This is a genomic window from Xenorhabdus hominickii, assembly GCF_002632725.1.
Classification (GTDB): domain Bacteria; phylum Pseudomonadota; class Gammaproteobacteria; order Enterobacterales; family Enterobacteriaceae; genus Xenorhabdus; species Xenorhabdus hominickii.
Genome location: NZ_NJAI01000006.1, coordinates 160,048 through 180,340, shown reverse-complemented (window position 1 = coordinate 180,340; position 20,293 = coordinate 160,048). Strand labels below are relative to the sequence as shown.

The following is a 20,293-nucleotide window of genomic DNA, read 5'->3' as shown; positions in this document are numbered from 1 at the left end:
AGGGAAATTTGAACGGCATAATGATTCGATATATTTACCCTTTGAGTACGTAGCTTCGGCCATGCTGGACGGTATTCTGGATACCTCTTTCCATTCAAAGCACCGTAGTGCATCAGGCTTTTTATTGGTGGTCGTGTCAGGATTAATTTTTTACACTTTTCAAGTGAAAAAGCCGAGTTTCATGATAGTGAGTCACTCTGCTATGAATATCATTACTGACACTGGGTGGAAAACGTATTTGCCAGAATTAAATATTTTCTTGTAATTACAATAAAATACGAAATTATGCCAGTCTGTTAGCACTGGTGTTTATCATCATTTGGGATAATCGGGGCTAACCCGACTCGCGGTGGGAGCAGCGAAACAAGGCGACCTTAAAGCCCGGTTGTACCGGGCAGTGAATCAGGGACGTTCCCGTCAGGGAGCTGCACCTCTATCCTTTGCGGCCGCGCTGCTACCAACGCGAAATGTCGTGTGACGAAGTTCATTCCTAACCTTGTTCGATGCGAATAATGCCCGCCACAGCAGGCCCCGACGTTTTTCTCCGGTTTTCTATGGAAAATTTCTTTAAGGTAGTGAAGAGCATAATAACGACTTCTCGGCTAATGAAACCAGCCATTCAGAACGAAACCATTTCTGTCGGATTAAGTGTACTTACCACTCCCAGAGCGCCTTTAATCAATGGGATAGCTACCGGAGAGAGATAGGAGCCCAACGGAATACTCGCGTGGTCGATGCGGGTAAGCATAGTAAAGTCGTGATTGCGTCCGGTGAGATCGTCGCTGATGGCTTTGCCAATGCGTACAGTCTGCGCCACTCCATGACCGCTCCAGCCATGTACCATATATACAGGGATGCTGTCACCGCTTTTGCGGGCATCGGTGGCACCGTTCAGGGTTAGATCGCTGATCCCACCCCAAGAGTATTCCAGCTCGGTTTTTTCCAGATGAGGGAACACGGTTCTGATACGCTCAAGCAAATAATTGTTCACATCACGCGGTGACCAGGAGTTGCCAGTACCCTGTCCACCGAACAACAGGCGGTTGTCACGCACCGCGCGATAATAGTCTATCTGTAACTGTGTATCGTAGACTGGCAGATCTGACGGGATTAGCTCTTGGATATCCACTGGCAACGGCGGAGTTACCGCCACATAGGTGAAAAAAGGCACTGTAGTGGAAGGGCCGGAGATAAACTCATCGGTGGAGCCATGTACCCCCAGTACAACGGCTTTACTCGCCCTGATAACTCCCCGCTCAGTTTCTATGACCGTGCTGTTGGCATCCTGCCTGATGCTCTGCACTTTCGTTCTGTCATAGACTCGTCCACCCAGTCTGGTAAAGCCATAAACTAGGCCTCGCAGCAGCGCCAGAGGCTGAACCTGCCCACCGATACTGTCTATATTGGCACCATGATAGATACTCGAACGCACATATTCTTCCTGTAATTCGTGTGGCCCAATAACCTTCACCGCCATATCTCCCAGCTGGCGCCGGGCATCGGCATTAGCTACCAATGGCCCCATATGACCTGGGTGTATCGCTGCCGTAATATGACCATATTTGCGATCACATTCAAAACCGTAACGCTCGCGGAGTTCATCCACAAGATTCATCGCTTCAACCGATGCAAAACGCCATAAACGTTTGGCCTCATCGGGTGAAAATTTTTCCAGTATGGTTCCAGCTTCCCAGCGGGCAATTCCGGGGGTCATCTGCCCACCATTACGACCAGAGGCTCCCGAACCAATGTTATCCTTTTCAACCAGAATCACATCCATGCCCGCTTCAGCAAGATGCAGCGCAGTGGAAGCCCCCAGCAACCCGCCACCAATAACTACAACCTCACAGCTCTGGTCTCTAGAAAAACTGCCAAAAGCCGGCCAATCAGCCAGGGAAGCCTCATAATAGTTGGCGGGCATGGCGTTGGTAGCCACGTCTCTATGCCAATTCCAGATGCGCGGGTCCAACCCCAACCGGCTGGCTCTGTACTGTGCATCCTGCAACAGCGTTGGCCGGAGTTGGTCAATATTAACGGTCGAAGTATCGACCGCAGTTAAGGTCCGGGCAAGCAGAGATGTCGTGGGAAGTATAGATGAAAGTACTCCTGCCCCTGCGAGGGTCGCGGCAGTAGAGATAAAATCTCGTCTGTTCATTGCCATTTCAGCACTCCTTTGTGACCGGAAATTACCCGTTAACCTGACCCGGGGTATTTCCCTGTGAGTGAGTCCGGTTCTCTGAACTGTATTTATTGCTGCCCGCCTGCCCTTTCAGAGCGGCGAGAATCAATAAGATAACAGTGCCGACAAACGGGATAAGATGTAACAGTAACCACCAGGCGCTACAGTTGATATCGTGCAGGCGACGGGCATTTACCGCCAGAGCCGGCAGAAATGTGAGCAGCAGATAGATAGCGCTGAACCACCCCATATAAATTTCAGGATTGGCAACAGCAAACAACCTTTCCAGAAAAGAAATGATGAGAACAGCCAGGATCTGAAACAGAACGAAATACCAGAACTCCTTACACTGGGCTCGCCCTCTGAAGCAGGTATAGTTCTTTAATACATTTAAATACCAGTGCATTGTTGTCCTCTCTTATGAACCAACAGAGCCAGTAAAGAACTCCCAGCCATTACTTTCCTTCTTTACAGTTCAGATCGAGCAGCACAGATTCCAGAATGTTAAGCGCCTCGTCAAAAATATCATTTTGTATGGTCAGCGGTGGAAGAAAACGGATCACGTTACCGTGTACACCGCACGTCAACAGAATGAGGCCTCGCTCTAGCGCTTTCTGACGCACAGTATTGGTAAAACCGGCATCGGGTTCCTGACTGTCTGCACGGTTAAACTCCACCGCAATCATTAGCCCAAGCCCACGCACGTCGGCGATCTGCGGGACACGTGGCCGCAGCCCATGCAGACAGTGTTTTAACCGCTCCCCCAACTGCGTCGCACGCGTAGCCAGCTTCTCTTCTTCGATCACATCCAGCACTGCGTGGCTAGCCGCAATCGCCACCGGGTTACCTCCATAGGTTCCCCCCAAACCACCCGGCACCACAGAGTCCATCAACTCTGCTCGTCCCGTTACAGCCGCCAGCGGCAATCCCCCTGCCAGACCTTTTGCCATTGTGGTCAGATCAGCCACAACCTCATGATGTTCCATAGCAAACAATTTTCCCGTACGCGCGAAACCCGTCTGTATCTCATCGGCAATGAATACAATACCGTAGCGATCGGCAATTTCGCGTAGGGATTTGAGCAGTTCGGAAGGCGCAGGATAGAAACCGCCTTCGCCCTGTACCGGTTCGATGATGATGGCGGCGACGCGTGTGGGCTCAATCTCGGTTTTGAAGAGATTCTCCAGTGCATTCAGCGTCTGTTCCACGCTGATACCGTGCAGTTCTACCGGAAACGGGACACGGTAAACGTCGTTAACCAGCGGGCCGAACCCCATTTTGTACGGCGCGACTTTGCCGGTTAATGACATACCGAGGAAGGTACGTCCATGAAAAGCGCCGCTGAAAGCCACCACGCCGCTGCGCCCGGTAGCCGCACGCGCGATCTTCACGGCATTTTCTACTGCCTCAGCCCCGGTGGTAACAAAAACGGTCTTCTTTACAAAATTACCGGGCACCAGACGGTTCAGTCGTTCGGCTAGTGCTATATAATTTTCATAAGGCACTACCTGATGACAGGTATGGAGAAACTTCTCCATCTGATCTCTGGCTGCGGCAATAACACGCGGGTGGCAGTGACCGGTATTCACCACAGCGATACCGGCGGAAAAATCAATATAGCGTTGCCCCTGAGCATCCCAGATTTCAGCATTTTCCGCACGCTCAACATAAACTTGTGTGGTCACGCCAACACCTTTTGCGATAGCCTCGCTGCGCCTTTTAGCTAACATTGACTCAGTCATAAGTAAAAACTCCTCAGCAATCTGAATAAGTGGGCTTCAGCAGACAAACGCCCTGTGTGATTCCGTATGTGATGACGGTAGGATCACCAAGCGCAGTGAAGGTACTTCACCATCGGCCGACCAGTTAACGTCCTGGCTCTTCAATAGCGAACCTGAACGAACACCCGGCACTGTTGAAGTCACGACACGCGCATCGTCATTAATAATTAATGCTGGCTTACCGATAGCGCCCAGAGCTGGCAGAAGTAACCGATCCAGCGTTGAGACCAGAATATCCACCGCCGCAACACCAGCAAATTTTTCACCGATAAGCACCGGATGGGCTATCGTAATCGTGTAGGCGCCGTTGCAGACATAATCCACATAGGGGCCGTCGATAACAGGAAGGTGACGGCTAGCTGGCTGCCGGAACCACTCAAATAATCGGAAATCCAGGTGTCTGCGCTGCTCCTGATTGTGTTCCAGCTTCGCATACTGAATGGTATTCCTTTCCTGACGCCACCACTCCAACGTCCAGTAACCTCCCTCTTCTCCAACCGTCTTCGTTACTGCATAGCTGGCAAATCCCGCCCCGTTACACCAAGCGTTGTTACGCAGTACATCGTGGATATGTTTTTGCAATGCACCGCGCTGCTCCTGCGCCAAGCGGATACCTTCCATATGATATAATGGCAGCTCCAATAAAATATGCGCTGTCTTATCCGCTAGAGCTGCAGTGGCCTGCTGCGCCGTGACCAGAATATCGTCTAAGATGCTCTTAGCCCGTTCTACGTGTATGTCGTTGTACATATGCCTTCCCCCTTTTCTGGGATGAATGCAGCCGCGTTACTCGCGATCAGACCTCTACAAGAATGGCGCATCAGCATCCATACGCAATTTGCATTCAAGCAGGTGATCGGTAATTCGGATAATCATCTTCTGCGCCATCTGGTAACAGGCTAGGTCATCACCCTTATACAAAGCAGCCAGGAGTGTATGCCAAGCAGCAGCAACCTCGCTGTGAATGGTAGTCTCTCTGTACAAAAACCCCATCAAAGGCACCCATTCGGCCTGAATCTCCAGCTCCTGATTGGCAAGCCTAGCCGACTGTGCTTGGGATGCTAAAGTTAACAAACAGCGCATATCTGTCTGTATACGGGCATCCGGTTGTGTCGCAGCCGTAAAGCTGTCAATCAGTTGCTCAAGTTTTTTCAGTTCACCCGGCGTTGAACGTTGAGCCGCAAGCCTCGCGCTGTGACCAATCACTGCACAGTGAAACTCGCTGAAATCAGCCAGTTCACCTGAGGCTATCAGTCGTAACGGGTGATATTTCTGCATTGTCTCAACGGAAACTTGACACACAAAACTACCGCCATGACGTCCGCGTCGAGTCTCGATCAACTGCCTAGCGCGCAGTGTGTTCAAGGCGTCACGAACAGTTACCGGTGACACACCCAACAGCCGAGACAGCTCATTTTCGTTAGGTAACTGCTCATCCGTTTGTAATATCCCGGAGATGATCGCGTTACTTAAACGTTCCACAACCTGTTCGGTCCGGGTAGCCTGATCGAGCGATGCGTAGACGATAGAATATGCTGTCATTCTCTAATTCCTGGTTGAAATGACACGGTATTTCAGCATGCCTGCAAACTTTACATGTCTACAAACAACGCTAAAAAATACCGTGGCGATGCAGTGCTTGCTCATCCTCCGGTACTGGGGTGATAGCATCCCAAAGCTCAGCCACTTTGCCGTTCTCGACACGCCATAGCTCAAAATAGCTGTGACGTACTCCGGCAATACTCCCCTCCGAATGACTCAGAACAAATTGCCCATCGGCTACTGTACGATGGATTTTTGCATAATGCAGGCCCCGTCCTTCATCCTTGAGTTGCTTAAGAAATGCAACGACTGCAACCGTACCATCAGGAATATCGGGGCTGTGCTGGCGAAACTCTTCACCATTGGTGTAGTTTCTAAACTCATCATAGTGTCCTTCGATCAGGGTACGCGTGAAAAAGTTAACCACCAGTTCGCGGTTTTTCTCCCTATCATGGTTATGACCCGTTTCAGTCGGACCGTCTAACTGAGTTCGGTCACTGGCATTGGGCGCGGACTGCGGCACTAAGCCATCCCAGTGCTCCACGATTAAACCATCAGCAACCCGGTATAGATCGAAACCGACCAACGGCTGATCGTCTAACCCCGTAAAACGGCCGTGGATAGCAACTAAGTCACCGTCCTGTAGTACACGATACGGTTCATGGTGTAGTTTAGGATGTGTCTGAACCAACTCACGCAGTCCGGCAAGACCATCTTTGACCAACGGGGAATGTTCAATGAAATTCGGCACAAAATAACGTTCAAGTGCCCCCACATCACGGTCAGTAAACAGCTCGTGGTGAGCACGTGACACCAGGTCACGTGCAGATCTATTTTGATTCATTATGGGTGTCCTGTATCAGTCGTTAGAACTCATCACGTGTTTGATACGCGTATATTCATCGAAACCATAAGACGACAGATCCTTACCGTATCCAGAGTTCTTGAAGCCGCCATGCGGTGCCTCTGCCGTAAGAGGAATATGGGTATTAATCCAGACAGTTCCAAAATCAAGCTCACGAGACAGACGCAACGCGCGACCATGGTCGCGGGTCCAGACACTCGAAGCCAACCCGTATTTCACATCGTTAGCTTTCTCGATAGCATCCTGTTCTGTTAAGAACTTCTGCACTGTAATAACAGGGCCAAAAATCTCGGTCTGAATCATTTCATCGTATTGCTCCAGACCAGTAATCACCGTAGGTTCAAAATAATACCCCGAACGATCAGCTTGACGGCCCCCTGTGTCGATACGGGCATGAGCGGGCAGGCGCGCAATGAACCCTTTGACTTGCTCCAGCTGGCAAACATTATTAAGCGGCCCATACAGCGCTTCTTTATCTTCTGGATCGCCAAAACGGGTAGCTTTAGCTGCCGCCACCAGTTTAGTGACAAAGATATCGTGAACAGATTCATGCACCAGCACACGTGAAGCTGCCGTGCAGTCCTGACCAGAATTGAAGTACCCCGCGGTAGCAATGGTCTCCACCGCTTTGTCGATATCTGCATCGGAAAAAACAACTACTGGAGCCTTGCCACCCAACTCCAGATGCGCTCTGGTGAGATTAGCCGCCGCCGAAGACGCAACCTGCAAACCCGCACGTACGGAACCCGTGATGGAAACCATAGCCGGCGTTTTGTGTGAAACAACCAGGGCACCCGCGCTGGCATTACCCAGCACCACGTTAAAGGTGCCGACAGGGAAGAACGGAGCAGACAGTTCAGCCAGTAACAGAGTACTCTCCGGTGTAGTATCGCTCGGTTTAAGCACCACAGTATTACCTGCTGCCAGAGCAGGCGCTATCTTCCATACCGCCATCATCAACGGATAGTTCCATGGGGTAACCTGCCCTACCACGCCCAGCGGTTCACGCCGGATACTGGTAGTCATACCAGAAAGATATTCAGCTGTAGCCTTACCTTCCAAAAAACGAGCCGCACCAGCGAAGAAGCGGATATGATCCACCGACGTCGCAATCTCCTCAGAGGCAATCAGGTGCTTGAGTTGCCCTGTATTGCGGCTTTGTGACTCAATCAAACGTTCAGCGTTTTTTTCCACCGTATCAGCCAGCGCTAGCAACGCCTGCTGACGTTCCGAGGGTGTACTGCGCCCCCATATTTTAAACGCCTCTTTAGCCGATGCATAAGCATCATCAACATCCGCCTCGGTCGCGTTAGGAGAACGCGCATAAGATTCACCAGTGACCGGGCTTACCAGATCAAAATATTCAGAACCTTTAGATTCAATGTACTGGCCATTAATGAAATGCCTAAGCGTTGGCACCGACATGGTTACCTCCTGATGGATTGAATGCATAAAATATAACCTATTATTTAATATATTTAATGGTTTCATTATCGTCAAATTTGTATCAAAAATGTAAAAAAACAAGAAAGGTTAGATACATACATGCAACTTTCAGCTTTTCTATAGCTTTCCCATCAGAAAAAATATGCAAATTTGTGAGAAGGATCGAAGATTTCATATTTTACAGGCCGATAGTACGAACAAACTCACTGGCTCAGTCCGGGTCCTAGTACTGCACTGTTGTAAATAAACTTATCGATTGTGAATTTTCCAGTTATTTAGGCCTTAAAGCCCAAACGTCCTATTGGCCAAATACACTTCGCCTAAAGGAGGGCCTATAGAAGAACCCTAGAAAATAGAGCATCACCAAATATTTTTCGGCGACATTTCGCTCCTGTATGCCCTAATACGATATGGTGCTATCTTGCGGTGGTAATAGACTTGTTTACCTACCGTGTTGTTGGCATGGCGATGTCATCCTCACCGGATGCGGATCTGATGTGCAGCGCATTGAACAATGCGTTGGAAACCCGTTGTATTGAGGGTGGCTTATTTTCTACAGGGCATTCAAAGAAGCCAATGAAGCGGCTGTTTCGCAGTTTGAAGAATGAATGGGTTCCTCCAGAGGGGTACCGCGATATCTATAAAGTGGTAAGAGATATCACCTAATACTTGAATAACTATTATGACCCTCATCGTCCTTGTATCTTGCAATCCGATTACTATAAATACGGCAACCGATGGGCTGGAAGTGGCTATCTCTTGTGTGCTTCAAGTTGAAGTTTTTGATGTCGTTGTCATCAATCCCAAACAAGCCCGTGATTTTGCTCGTGCCATGGGGTATCTGGCAAAGACCGACCGCATTGATGCCAAAGTGCTGCCTCAGATGGCAGAGGTGATAAAGATATTCTACAACCGTCTTCTGACTGTCGGGAAGCCGAAAAAAGTGGCACTCGTTGCCTGTATGTGTAAGCTTCTCACTATCCTAAATGCCATGGTCAAAAAAAACGAGGAGTGGGATGAATCGTACTATAAAATTACCTCATAAAAATATCGTTCAAGGCAGTTGCTTTTACACTACAAGGAATACATTTAATGAATAATGAACTTGAACAAATGTCCTATGATGCGCTAATTGAACGTAGCATGAACGCATTACAACATAAAAGTCAGTTCCACTGTGATAATTGGAAGCTAGATGAAGCGAGTTGGTCTGTCGATCAAGATGAGGGTACCATCATTTTTCATGCTCCAGATAATATAGTGGCAATGGCACCAGTGCAGATTGTGGGCACTTACGACCAAAATCAGGGGAGCTGGATGTGGGGCTGGGCAAATAGTTCGATAAAAAAATCTCTGACGAAGGATGCATTAACTGTACAGGCTTATGGTGAGCGCTATAGCAATGTTTTATTGACCGAGCATGTCAGTGAAATGGATGAAAACGAAGCGTGGCAGTTGGCGGCGTTAGCTTGTGAACTCAATAGCCAGCAGGGTGTTTATCGTGGTGTTGCCGGAAGTACGTTGATTTTTATGACGTTTGGTGAAGTTTCTCTCCACCAAGAAAATTAGCAAAACAGAGCCTTACTCTTCGCTGCGTAAGACACTATCTCTTCTTTGTCTGTTATACTAGCAGCTCATGTTATGCCTCATACAGGAGGCGAAAGTCTATGCTAGCGATTGCACTTGAAGCCGTGAAATCATTAAAAACTATGACAGTTGATGCTTTTCAAGGTGCGGGAGCGTTTGATTACAATCCAGACCGTTCGGTTGTCACACAAACGGATTTACGTGTTGAAACTAAATTGCGAACTATTTACTAAACGTAGCCCCGGAGTGCCTATCCTTGATGAAGAGTTTGATCTCGCAGGAAGCGAAACTTTTGAGTCAGGTTAGATCATTGATCCGATTGATGGCACGCGAGCGTTTATTTATGATGTGCCATTACTTAGTGCATTAATCGCTTATGTTGAAAACGGTGAACCTGATGTCGGTGTGATTAGCTTTCCAACTATCTCAACTATCGTATATGTTGCTCAAGGATAGGGAGGCTGGATGTTGTACAGTGATCTCGATGCGTGTTATCGCTGTTTTTCAAGCTTGTTAACTGCCGCAACACCTGAATTGGCGGAGCAGATTGTTCGATTAATGAATGAATAAAAACGATGATATGGGGTGGTAAGACACCCCATCAAATCCGGATAGATAAACATTGTGCTATTAGTTGAAATCAAAACACAGGCGTAGTTTGCCGCAGTGGAGGCAGTGGAATAGATATCCCTGACAATCACCGTTATTACGTAGGCAACGGGAAAGATCGTCAATTGAAAAACCATACTCTGCGATATCGTTTTCTAGAGAAACGAATTCATCAAGCCTATCTTTTATTTCATCCCAACCCACATAACCGATAAATGCACAAGGTTCATTGCAATGTGCTAGCCAAAGCTCTTGTTGCCAACCACTGTACCCCGGCGTTTTTGTGACAAGTTCATTAAACATTTCTGAGGGATACGGATTCTTTGTGCCTGAAAATTCACCGCTTTCATCATATTCATAGTCGAGGCCTTCTACACTGGTACTATCTTGAAATTCACCATCAAATTTCTTACTGGCAGATCCATCCGCAATACACCAAGGGCATAAGGCATCGATATCATCGACAGAAAAAAATGGGTGTTCATAATAAATATCAGTCGGTTGATGGCAGCAATCACAGTTAACGGTTTTATCGGTAGAAAATGCCCCTGTTCCTATGGGATCTGGGTGATATTTAAAAACAGGTAATGCTTTTTTATTCGGTGCCATATTTGCTCCTTTCGCGGGTCATATATTTAGATCCTTACGCCCTTTATGATGATATCGTTTCATACTGTTATGCATGAAAAAGGGACATTTCTAAATGAGAAAAAAGTAACATTACTAAATTAACGAGCAATTGCCACATTCGCTTTGATATGTTTAAGGTGAACTACAATCGTAAAGGTAACAACCACCAATAATGACCATGCCCCCCATTTTCCTGCATGAACAACAGACCAAGCACCTAATTGATTCGGGTATTGCCAGATCCCAAAGAAGGTACCGAAGTTTTCCGCCAACCAAATAAAAAAACCAATCAATATAAAAGCAAGTAATAGTGGCATTCTGCATTCTCTATCCAACGGCGTATAAAAAACAGTACCACGTGCATACAAACCGAAAATAAAAGCAGTTAAGTACCAGCGATAATCATCAATATAATGATGACTAAAGAAGTTGATATAAATTGCCAGTGCCACCAGTGTTGCCATCCAATATGGTGGGTAATGCTCAATGCGTACCTTAAAAAAGCGCCATGACTGTATAATGTAGCTCCCCACAGCCGCATACATAAAACCTGTAAATAGTGGGACTCTCCAAAGCTTGGTAAACGCAGCATCAGGATATTGCCATGAACTAATAGATGCTGATGTCTTAAATAGCTCCATCATAAAACCGACTAAGTGGAAGACGCAAATCGCTTTCAATTCATCCCATGTTTCGAGTTTTAATCGTATTAGTAATGCTTGAAAGGTCACTGCAAATACTAATAGTACATCATAACGTGGTATGCCCACGATGCCTTTTGCTGGAACCAAAAATAAAGCCAAAAAAAAGAAACCGGCAAATAAGCACGAGCGTGCATTAATCAATCCAAAGAAAAGAAACTCTAAAATAAATCGCTTAACACCTGTGCTGTTATTGGGCTTATGAGACATTAAAAAATTATCAACTTTACGCAGCACATTCAGTTTCTGGCACCTACTTTCCATTTAATTAACCTGTTGGTGTTATTTATTGTCAATTCACTACGATAATGCCTATTTCACGCCGCGAATTCTAGCAGGATTTAAGTAACCATTCACCAGCATCTATTGAATAACTCCAGTTAAGCACATCCGGATATACGTATGACGCGTTAACTCTTTATATCCCTGAATTCATCGGCTATACCACATTTCATCATTTCTCATAAAAATTAGATCTATAAAATGGGGAGTAGTAAACTATCCTGTTATAAAGATTCTGGATACAGTATTGAGAAATTATTTGTAAATAGCGTGATAGATACCTTTTCATTTTGTCCACCTTCCACGGGAGTTCCTTCTCCTGAAGAGATTGCTAATGAAGCAGAAGATGCAAAGATAATTTTGCGCAGTTACTTTTCAACCCATAGCGAATTTGTATAATATGTTGTAAAACAAGTAATTGATTCATTAGCCACATCCCAAATGGGAGATGACACTGAGGAAAATATTGAGAAATTATTACAATGGGGTTACGGCGAAATAGAAGAACATGAAGCACTGATGAGAGATGCGGTGCGAATTTCTCAGCAGCGTTGGCAAGAAAATTTGTCTGATGAAGAAAAAAACAAACAGTTTTCTTTCTTGAAGAACAGTAATCGTAAAGAGTCACTTACTATTGCATTGGCACCTCTAAAAGACCAGATTAAAGATGATACAATACATCAAATTAACGAGTTGGGTAGCAAAGTCGATTATTCGCAAGCTATAAGTGAAGACAAGGCAACTGCCCTTGATAAGTTATACGCCATGGCACGCAAAGTAAATTCCACTCTTACCGCCTTTTTTCTCGTAAAATCGCTTCCTGAGTCAGAAGAAAATAATGAGAACACGTAGCACGATTCCGTCATCTGCCGGACGTTCAAGTTCTCTGAGCGAACTACACCCTTTTATTATCCATACAACAGGTTCCCGATCATTAAGCGAGAGGGAATAAGATCAACACAGCTCTTAATTGATAATGGTGGTTTTTTGTGGTCCTTTCTGAAAGACAGAGCTTTACGACGCACCGGGTAATATATTACAAATAATAGTGGTCGTAATATCATCCCCAATAGATTTTGAGTTACATTGAAGCGATAAGCCGAGGTGTAAACAAAAAGGTAACTTGGAAGATGAAGGATATAAATCAAATTGTTAATAACAGGAATTTCTATGTCTAATCATTTAAAGAAAAAATCTTTATATAAAATCCTTTACGTTCAAGTGATTGTTGCAATTTTATTCGGTATAACTCTTGGTCATTTTTATCCAGATATTGGTGAATCACTAAGACCATTAGGTGATGCTTTCATCAAGATTGTAAAAATGATTATTGCTCCTGTTATTTTTCTGACTGTAGTAACAGGCATAGCAAGCATGAATAATATGAAAGCAGTTGGTAGGGTTGTCGGGAAAGCCATGACATATTTTCTCACATTTTCAACTCTTGCTTTAGTTATTGGTTTGATTGTCGCAAATATCATTCGTCCCGGTGATGGCCTGAATATCTTACCTGCCTCGCTGGACAGCAGTAAAGTCATAGGCTATGTAGAGAAAGCTCACGAGTCATCTATCGTCGGTTTTCTTATGGATATCATACCTGACACGGTTGTCAGCCCGCTTGTAAATGGTAATATTCTTCAAGTACTGTTTATTTCTATTATTTTCGGCCTTGCTTTAGCGTCAATAGGCAAAAAAGGGGAACCTATACTACTATTTTTTCAAAATCTTTCAGAAGTTGTTTTTAAGATGGTGAGTATGTTAATGAAATTGTCTCCTATTGGTGCATTTGGTGCAATGGCATTTACCATCGGTAAATATGGCATTTCATCCATTGGCAATTTAATCACGTTAATTGCCACTTTTTACATTACATCATTACTTTTTGTTCTTATTGTTCTTGGTGCCGTTGCTAAATATAATGGGTTTTCCATTATTCGATTAATTAAATATATTAAAGATGAATTATGGTTAGTATTAGGCACTTCCTCTTCTGAAGCCGCTTTGCCTAGCCTGATGAGTAAAATGGAAAATGCAGGCTGTGAGAAATCTGTTGTTGGATTAGTTATTCCTACAGGTTATTCATTTAATCTTGATGGTACTAATATTTATATGACAATGGCTGCACTGTTTATTGCTCAGGCAACCAACATTAATTTGAGTATCGCAGAACAAATTTCTTTATTATTAATTGCCATGATAAGTTCAAAAGGTGCTGCGGGAGTCACCGGCGCAGGTTTTATTACTCTTGCTGCAACTTTATCGGTTGTTCCAAGTGTACCTGTAGCCGGAATGGCGCTTATTTTAGGTATCGACCGATTTATGTCTGAATGTCGCGCATTGACCAATTTAGTTGGCAACGCCTGCGCCAGCATTGTTGTCGCTCGCTGGGAAAATGCGTTAGATAAGGAAAAAATGCACTTGGCTTTAAATGGCGATATGCAAAATTCAATACAAAAAAATTCCGTTGCACAGGAGAGACTGGACGTATGAACACCAGCCCGTTGGGCTATTTCACTCTGATCAGGGCAACCGCTTTCTGACAGCCTTCGCATCAAATGTGACCAGACACCCGGAAAATACCAGCCGTTGTCGTTGCAGCAATTCAGGGATAGCCGATCTCATTAGATTGGCTATCCACTTTGACTTGACCCAATACTGAGCGGATAGTCTTATATTCAAGGTGTTGTTCCCGATGTATATTGAGTACTTTGTACTCATTTTTTTCAAAATAAAGAACAGGTATCTGTGATACTACACGGGCATTGCATATTAAATGCGGTCGCAAGTGATTATATCAAACGAGTATTTTGTTCAAATTCCATTCACAAAACTTCAACACTCTCCAGTAGTTATTGACATGATATTAATTATGATGCAACATTATTAACATGTAAATTAATTTACATAAATGTTGCATTTTTTATGGGTATTTGGTCATAACCGTTGTTGTGTCCTTGCTGTTACTGATAGAGGTTATGCAAAATTATGATGAACAGTTATTATATACAATATCTTCTCTGTGGATATCACTCATGTCTGCAAGAATACAAAAACACTTTAATTCACTCTTCTAATATTATTGTCTATCCAAGCATTGCTTGCAAAAAAAGTACATTCATGAATGTATTTAATCCAAGCTATTTAAAAAAATTTAACGTTTACCTCTTCAAATCCAACTTCAAAACAAACGTCATATCGTTTTATAAACAACACTCAATTCCAGCCCAAATCAACATCCATTCATCATCAACTGGGTGATTTATACCAGAAAGGTGATCATAACTTAATTTTCTTTGCTGTATTTTAATACATAATACAACTATGGAAATTATTTTATTCATTACTATCCAAAATTAACCAAATTTCTGAATCATTATTTTAATTCACTTATATATTGCTGAAATAAGCAAGGGAGTTCTATATGTAAAATTAAATATTAGTTATTTCCATTAACCATAAGCACCTACATTTATCATGCTGATGCTAAATAACATATCTGAGTGATTAAAAATATCACTTAGTTCTATTTCTATTAATTTTACGACTAGCACAGAAAGAAAAAAATGTTATTGCAAAAAATTGAGTATCACTTTTCTTATAATGCCGATAAGGTAGCGATTTATTCTAAATCGGGAGCCATGACTTATGCACAATTGGCGACCCATTGTTATAGTATCGCAAAATCCATTAATCAGCGATTAGCTGAGCCTGACTCACTTATCGCAATTTTAATGAATAGGCAACCTGCCATTATCGCAACACTTCTTGGGATCATGCGAGCAGGTCATGCCTATACCATTGTGGAAACGGGTAACAATCATCAAGAAACAATGGCAAGGTTGCATGCCATTCAACCTGATTTCATCATCACCGATGAAGATAATGAAACGTTCGCGCAGGAAAGCGGCTTCCGTTGGGTAACTTATCATGCAGCATCCTCAGACCGACATGATTCAGAACTTCCATCAATGCCAGATGGTCACGCTGTAGCCTATGTATTATACACATCAGGTTCAACAGGAGCGCCTAAAGGCGTTGAGGTTAGCCACGATAACCTTACCCATTATTGTCGTTCACTAACGGAACAGTTAAACTTAGCGCCCCATCTGATATATGGTCATGTCAGCACACTCGCCGCTGATTTAGGTAATACCTGCCTATTTTTATCTCTTTGGTCGGGCGGTTCGTTATACCTCGCTAATGAGTCAGAACGCAAAGACCCTGCTGCCCTTGCCCGCCTTATTTCTGACAAAAATATTCAGGTCTTAAAGATTACACCAACTCATTGGCGACCTGTCCTAACCGCACTACAGGCTCAAAAATACAATGAACCACTTTTAGAATGCCTCTTATTGGGCGGAGAAGCTCTACAAACAGAACTAGCCCGAGCCAGCCTTGAGCACCTGACAACACAACGTCTGGTTAATCATTATGGCCCAACCGAAACGACTATAGGTGTCACAATCCATCAAACTTCACTTCAGGAGCTACGTTCTACCTCCGAATTGACATTACCGATTGGTCAACCTTTCGGGTGTACTCAAATTCTTTTACGTGAGAATGATGGTAAATTCAGCGACAAAGGTTCCACTGAAGGAGAATTATTCATCGGTGGACCTTCTGTTGCAAAAGGTTACAGAAATTTGCCTCAGGCCAGTGCAGAGCGCTTTATTGAACTCTCTGACTATGCAGGTTTGTATTACCGCACAGGAGATCGAGTTCGAAGAGAAACAAACGGGACATTACACTTTCTCGGCAGGGTTGATAGACAAGTCAAAATTAAAGGTTATCGGGTCGAACTTGAAGCAGTAGAACGAGAAATACGCAATCTTACTGATGTCGACCATGCTGTCACATTCTGTCACCGTTACAATAACCACGATTATTTATTGTGTGCTTACTCAGGTATAGCAAACAATATTGAGGAAATGCGCCATACTCTCAGTGAGCGAGTTCCCTCTTATATGATCCCTGCCCGCTTCGAATATCTTGACAGTATGCCGATGACTCCCAACGGCAAAGTAGATTTATCATCTATCAAGAGAATATTGATTGAAAATTTCGAACAGCGTCAATCTAAAGAATCAATAGGTCCTGTCGGTAATCCGACCGATAAATGCGAACAAGACGTTATACGCGCATTTAAAAAACAGCTTCAGGGTGTTACGTTCACCATAAATGATGATTTCTTCCAATTAGGGGGCGATTCACTTGATGCCATTCAACTGGTGTCCGATTTACAGCTTCAAGGTTATCCTCTCACTGCACATAGTTTTCTTTCCCAACCCTCGGTACAAGGCGTATTGGAAAGTCTACGTATTTCCAATAACCATAAAATAGCTCAACATAAAAAATTCGGTGAAGTCACTTCTTGCTCTCCTTCTCAGCAATGGTTTTTCCGGCAAAATATGCAAGAGCCAAACCGCTGGACTCAGGCACTCTCTCTAGAAGTCGGCATTAAACTTGACCATCACAAACTTAACATTGCGTTCATGCAACTTGCTACAGAGCACCCAATGCTCACTGCTCGTTTCTTTTGTAACGACTTACAAGAGTGGCAGTTTATTGCCGGCCAAATCAGCCAAAAAATATTTATACACGATCACACGTCTGCCCGCTCTTGGTCAGAGAGAGAATCAGTCGTGCGTGAAGCTTATCAAATGTTGGAATCACAATTAGATCTTCACACCGGCCAACTCTGTCGCGCTACCTTACTTGATTTCTGTGACGGTCCTTCGATCTTGCTGCTGATAGCTCACCATTTAGCCGTTGATATCATTACATGGCGATTGCTATTGGATGATTTAATGAGGCATTACGCGGTTGAAACCGGCCTGGAAACTTCAACGAAGTCATTCAATCTCAACCAGTTCGATGACTGGTGTCGACATTTGGAAGCGGAACGGCATTTATTTGTTAATGACATCCATTACTGGCAATCACAGCCTCAAATGGAAAGAACAGAGTTAAATCCCGGGCAGGAAAAAGATTCAAAAACACTATGGCTTGCCCTGACTGAACAGGAATCCCGACATATCAATCAAGTTGCAGCCGAAAAGTGGAATTGTACGCTGGATAGGTACCTGCTGGCCGCATTCCTAGAAGAAGCTGCACAACTCAAAGCAAAATCCGTTATCAATGTGGATGTGGAGAGCCATGGTCGCTTATCACTGCGTTCTGATATTGATGTATCACGTACGGCTGGCTGGTTCACGTCCATTTTCCCGCTTACATTCGACATCACTAAAGAAACAGATGATGTTTTAGTCTCTATCGTCAACGATAGGATGAACACACTCCCTCATCTGGGTACGGCTCATGGTCTATTACCAATAGAAAATACCGTTCCAGCCGCACTCTGCTTTAATTATGCTGGGCAATTTAAACTCGGCATTAGGAATGACTGGCAATTAACGCCAGCCGATGTTGTTCTCCCGTCCTTAAGAGGAACAACAAATAACCGTATACATGAGCTAAAACTCACTGGTCGCATGTATAAGCAACAATTACTGCTGGACATCAACTTTAACAGTCAGCAATACAATGATGAGCAAATGTTAGCATGGGCACAGCGCTTACATGCTCGTTTGTTGCGTCATATTCCTTTGAGTTATAAAAAGAAAAGTGTCGCCATTCTGGATAGCAACAACTCTGCTGGGGCAATCTGGAATCCACTACCCGCGTTATTAACTCGTACAAAGCAAGAAAAACAGCGTCAATACAAACATATACTTCTCACAGGAGCGACTGGTTTCATTGGTATTCATGTTCTACAAAAACTACTGGAACATACGGATGCCTGCATTCATTGCTTAATTCGTCCCCGATCAGAAACAACTGCCGAACAACGTTTGCAAGAAGCCTGGCAAACATTCTTTGAATTAGAAACGCTGCAACACCATAAAGATCGTGTTCAATGTCTCTCTGCCGATCTGGTTCAGCCAAATCTTGGGCTGACTCATTTAGTCTGGGAGTCATTAGGCCAAACCATAGACGCAATCTACCATTTTGCGGCTGACACAAAACTTGTGGGCAGCGGCAATATCGCCCATGACAATATTCTTGCTCCAGTAAAAGGTTGTATTCACCTTGCGGAAACGGGCAAACCCAAAGATCTCCACTTTATGTCAACACTCGCTGTAAGCGGTACTCGAAAAGGTAAACAGCCACGCTATTTCGACGAAACAAGTCTGGAAATAGACCAAGAGTTTCAAAACAGTTACGAGCGATACAAGTACGATGCGGAAATTTTGGTACGTAATTTCGCTTACCGGGGTAGTGAAACATTTATTTACCGCACCGGAAATGTAACCGGACACTCTCAAAGCGGTAAATTCCAACGAAATGCCGCAGACAACCGCTTAGTACAAAGTTTAAAAGGTATTGTTGCTTTAGGTCAGATCCCTCTTTCTTACGATGAAAAAATCGTTCTCAGTCCAGTCGATATCGTTGCTCATGGATTAGTTGCACTATCGTTAGATACATCTCTAAATGGTGGAACTTTCCATCTGGATTCTGAATACACATTACCAATACAAACCTTTATTAATGTACTGGAGCGATACGGTGCTCAAATCGAAAAGGTTAATAGCCCTTCTCTGGAACACTTATTCCGTCAATCAGGTCGGTTAGATCATAAGGATATTGCCATTGGCTACTTCTGGTCAGCACGAGGTGATCGCAACATCCAATTTAACCACAGGAAGACCCTCACACACCTAGAGCGTCACGGGATTATATTCAAGCCACTTGACCATGCATGGGCCGAGAAGTTCATCAATCACTTGCTGGATCAGCACGTTATCCAACCATCTTTGATTAATTCGACAATAAAAAATGTCACTGTTTGCCATTCTGAAACTTTAGGAGCGTTATAATGAAAAACCATCAAGTTATTGCTATCTCTGGTGCTACCGCTGGCATGGGCAAAGCCGTGTTAGATCTCGCCGCACAAAATCAAACCGCAGTGGTTTTCAGTGGCCGTAGAGCTGATCGTATTCGCCAAATCGAAGAAGAGCATCGGCAAATGGGCCACACTGTCGTGGGACTGTGTGCTGACGCAACAGACAGCAATCATTATGACCAACTTCATTCGCTGGCAGAGCAAAAAATCGGTCAAACTCCTACCGCTTTTGTATTGAGTGCTGGACGAGGATTACCGGGCACACTGACCACATCCGACTCTGAGCAGTGGCAAGATCTCATTAACATCAATTTATTAGGTGCCATGCACCAGTTACGCTCTTGCGCGACTTTATTCTCACAACAAGCACTCATAGAACCCAAAGTCCGGGATATTGTTGTGATTGGTTCAACTGTCGGTCGTACATTATCAGCCGGAAACCCTGTATACGGCGCGACTAAATTTGCCCTGCATTCTCTGGTTGAATCACTACGTCAAGAATTGTGCGAGAAACTCATTCGCGTCACATTAATCGAGCCGGGATTTGTCCATTCAGAATTTCAGGCTACAGCCGGATACAATATGGAATGGTTCGAGCAGGCAGAACGCGAGCAAGGACCTTTCTTACACGCCCAAGATGTTGCGGATGTCATTCATTTCGCTCTGGAACTCCCTCCCCATGTCCATGTCGATGATTTCCGCATTCGTCCGACAAGGCAGCGTGTTTAAGTCACACCATGCCTTATTGGAAACGGAAAATTTTGACCA

The 20,293-nt window shown here is 44.5% G+C and carries 17 protein-coding genes and 2 pseudogenes; 10 read left to right on the top strand and 9 right to left on the bottom strand.

Going from position 1 to position 20,293, the window contains the following annotated elements:
- Nucleotides 1-619: 619 nt before the first annotated feature.
- From Xhom_RS17725 to Xhom_RS17695, 7 genes are all read right to left on the bottom strand, one after another.
- Nucleotides 620-2,161, bottom strand: coding sequence for an NAD(P)/FAD-dependent oxidoreductase (locus tag Xhom_RS17725; protein WP_069315548.1), 1,542 nt, complete (start codon nucleotides 2,159-2,161; stop codon nucleotides 620-622).
- A 25-nt stretch (nucleotides 2,162-2,186) separates the two neighbouring features.
- Complete coding sequence (locus Xhom_RS17720; protein ID WP_069315547.1) at nucleotides 2,187-2,585, bottom strand: DUF805 domain-containing protein; 399 nt, start codon at nucleotides 2,583-2,585, stop codon at nucleotides 2,187-2,189.
- Between the two features lie 49 nt (nucleotides 2,586-2,634).
- Nucleotides 2,635-3,921: a 4-aminobutyrate--2-oxoglutarate transaminase gene (locus Xhom_RS17715; RefSeq protein ID WP_069315546.1), complete on the bottom strand. Its 1,287-nt coding sequence runs from the start codon at nucleotides 3,919-3,921 to the stop codon at nucleotides 2,635-2,637.
- Nucleotides 3,922-3,957: 36 nt separating this feature from the next.
- Nucleotides 3,958-4,710 (bottom strand): cache domain-containing protein, encoded by a 753-nt coding sequence (locus tag Xhom_RS17710; protein ID WP_069315545.1) that lies wholly within the window; start codon nucleotides 4,708-4,710, stop codon nucleotides 3,958-3,960.
- Nucleotides 4,711-4,764: 54 nt separating this feature from the next.
- The gene (locus Xhom_RS17705; protein WP_069315544.1) at nucleotides 4,765-5,502 is read right to left on the bottom strand and encodes a FadR/GntR family transcriptional regulator; all 738 of its coding nucleotides are present in this window, start codon (nucleotides 5,500-5,502) and stop codon (nucleotides 4,765-4,767) included.
- 70 nt (nucleotides 5,503-5,572) lie between these two features.
- Nucleotides 5,573-6,346 carry a nuclear transport factor 2 family protein gene (locus tag Xhom_RS17700; protein WP_069315543.1) on the bottom strand — a complete coding sequence of 258 codons (774 nt, stop codon included), beginning with the start codon at nucleotides 6,344-6,346 and terminating at the stop codon, nucleotides 5,573-5,575.
- Nucleotides 6,347-6,361: 15 nt separating this feature from the next.
- Nucleotides 6,362-7,792 carry a gamma-aminobutyraldehyde dehydrogenase gene (locus tag Xhom_RS17695; protein ID WP_069315542.1) on the bottom strand — a complete coding sequence of 477 codons (1,431 nt, stop codon included), beginning with the start codon at nucleotides 7,790-7,792 and terminating at the stop codon, nucleotides 6,362-6,364.
- A 459-nt stretch (nucleotides 7,793-8,251) separates the two neighbouring features.
- Here Xhom_RS17695 and Xhom_RS17690 point away from each other — a divergent pair, with 459 nt between their 5' ends.
- From Xhom_RS17690 to Xhom_RS37030, 6 genes and pseudogenes are all read left to right on the top strand, one after another.
- On the top strand, nucleotides 8,252-8,479 hold the full coding sequence (locus tag Xhom_RS17690) for a hypothetical protein (RefSeq protein ID WP_069315541.1): 228 nt from the start codon (nucleotides 8,252-8,254) through the stop codon (nucleotides 8,477-8,479).
- 64 nt (nucleotides 8,480-8,543) lie between these two features.
- Nucleotides 8,544-8,711 (top strand): annotated as a pseudogene (locus Xhom_RS33740) (IS110 family transposase); the annotation flags it as partial.
- Nucleotides 8,706-8,858, top strand: a pseudogene (locus tag Xhom_RS33735) (IS110 family transposase); the annotation flags it as partial. The pseudogenes Xhom_RS33740 and Xhom_RS33735, both read left to right, overlap by 6 nt.
- Before the next feature lie 47 nt (nucleotides 8,859-8,905).
- Entirely contained in the window at nucleotides 8,906-9,382 is a 477-nt protein-coding gene (locus Xhom_RS17680) for a DUF6882 domain-containing protein (RefSeq protein ID WP_069315539.1), read from the top strand.
- A gap of 98 nt (nucleotides 9,383-9,480) precedes the next feature.
- The gene (locus Xhom_RS37035; protein ID WP_232326264.1) at nucleotides 9,481-9,633 is read left to right on the top strand and encodes a hypothetical protein; all 153 of its coding nucleotides are present in this window, start codon (nucleotides 9,481-9,483) and stop codon (nucleotides 9,631-9,633) included.
- Between the two features lie 115 nt (nucleotides 9,634-9,748).
- A complete protein-coding gene (locus tag Xhom_RS37030; RefSeq protein WP_232326262.1) occupies nucleotides 9,749-9,856 on the top strand; it encodes a hypothetical protein in 108 nt (35 codons plus the stop codon).
- Nucleotides 9,857-10,030: 174 nt separating this feature from the next.
- On the opposite strand, the gene cbrC is transcribed toward Xhom_RS37030, so the two are convergent.
- Nucleotides 10,031-10,618 (bottom strand): PF03691 family colicin E2 tolerance protein CbrC, encoded by a 588-nt coding sequence (gene cbrC, locus Xhom_RS17670; protein WP_069315538.1) that lies wholly within the window; start codon nucleotides 10,616-10,618, stop codon nucleotides 10,031-10,033.
- Nucleotides 10,619-10,737: 119 nt separating this feature from the next.
- Nucleotides 10,738-11,604 carry a DUF817 domain-containing protein gene (locus Xhom_RS17665; RefSeq protein WP_069315537.1) on the bottom strand — a complete coding sequence of 289 codons (867 nt, stop codon included), beginning with the start codon at nucleotides 11,602-11,604 and terminating at the stop codon, nucleotides 10,738-10,740.
- A 459-nt stretch (nucleotides 11,605-12,063) separates the two neighbouring features.
- Here Xhom_RS17665 and Xhom_RS17660 point away from each other — a divergent pair, with 459 nt between their 5' ends.
- From Xhom_RS17660 to Xhom_RS17645, 4 genes are all read left to right on the top strand, one after another.
- Nucleotides 12,064-12,474, top strand: a complete 411-nt coding sequence (locus Xhom_RS17660; protein WP_069315536.1) for a hypothetical protein — start codon at nucleotides 12,064-12,066, stop codon at nucleotides 12,472-12,474.
- 318 nt (nucleotides 12,475-12,792) lie between these two features.
- Entirely contained in the window at nucleotides 12,793-14,112 is a 1,320-nt protein-coding gene (locus tag Xhom_RS17655) for a dicarboxylate/amino acid:cation symporter (RefSeq protein ID WP_069315535.1), read from the top strand.
- A gap of 1,073 nt (nucleotides 14,113-15,185) precedes the next feature.
- Nucleotides 15,186-19,499: an AMP-binding protein gene (locus tag Xhom_RS17650; protein WP_069315534.1), complete on the top strand. Its 4,314-nt coding sequence runs from the start codon at nucleotides 15,186-15,188 to the stop codon at nucleotides 19,497-19,499.
- The gene (locus tag Xhom_RS17645; protein ID WP_069315533.1) at nucleotides 19,499-20,254 is read left to right on the top strand and encodes an SDR family oxidoreductase; all 756 of its coding nucleotides are present in this window, start codon (nucleotides 19,499-19,501) and stop codon (nucleotides 20,252-20,254) included. The genes Xhom_RS17650 and Xhom_RS17645 overlap by 1 nt, the downstream gene beginning before the upstream one ends.
- The last annotated feature ends 39 nt before the right edge of the window (nucleotides 20,255-20,293 follow it).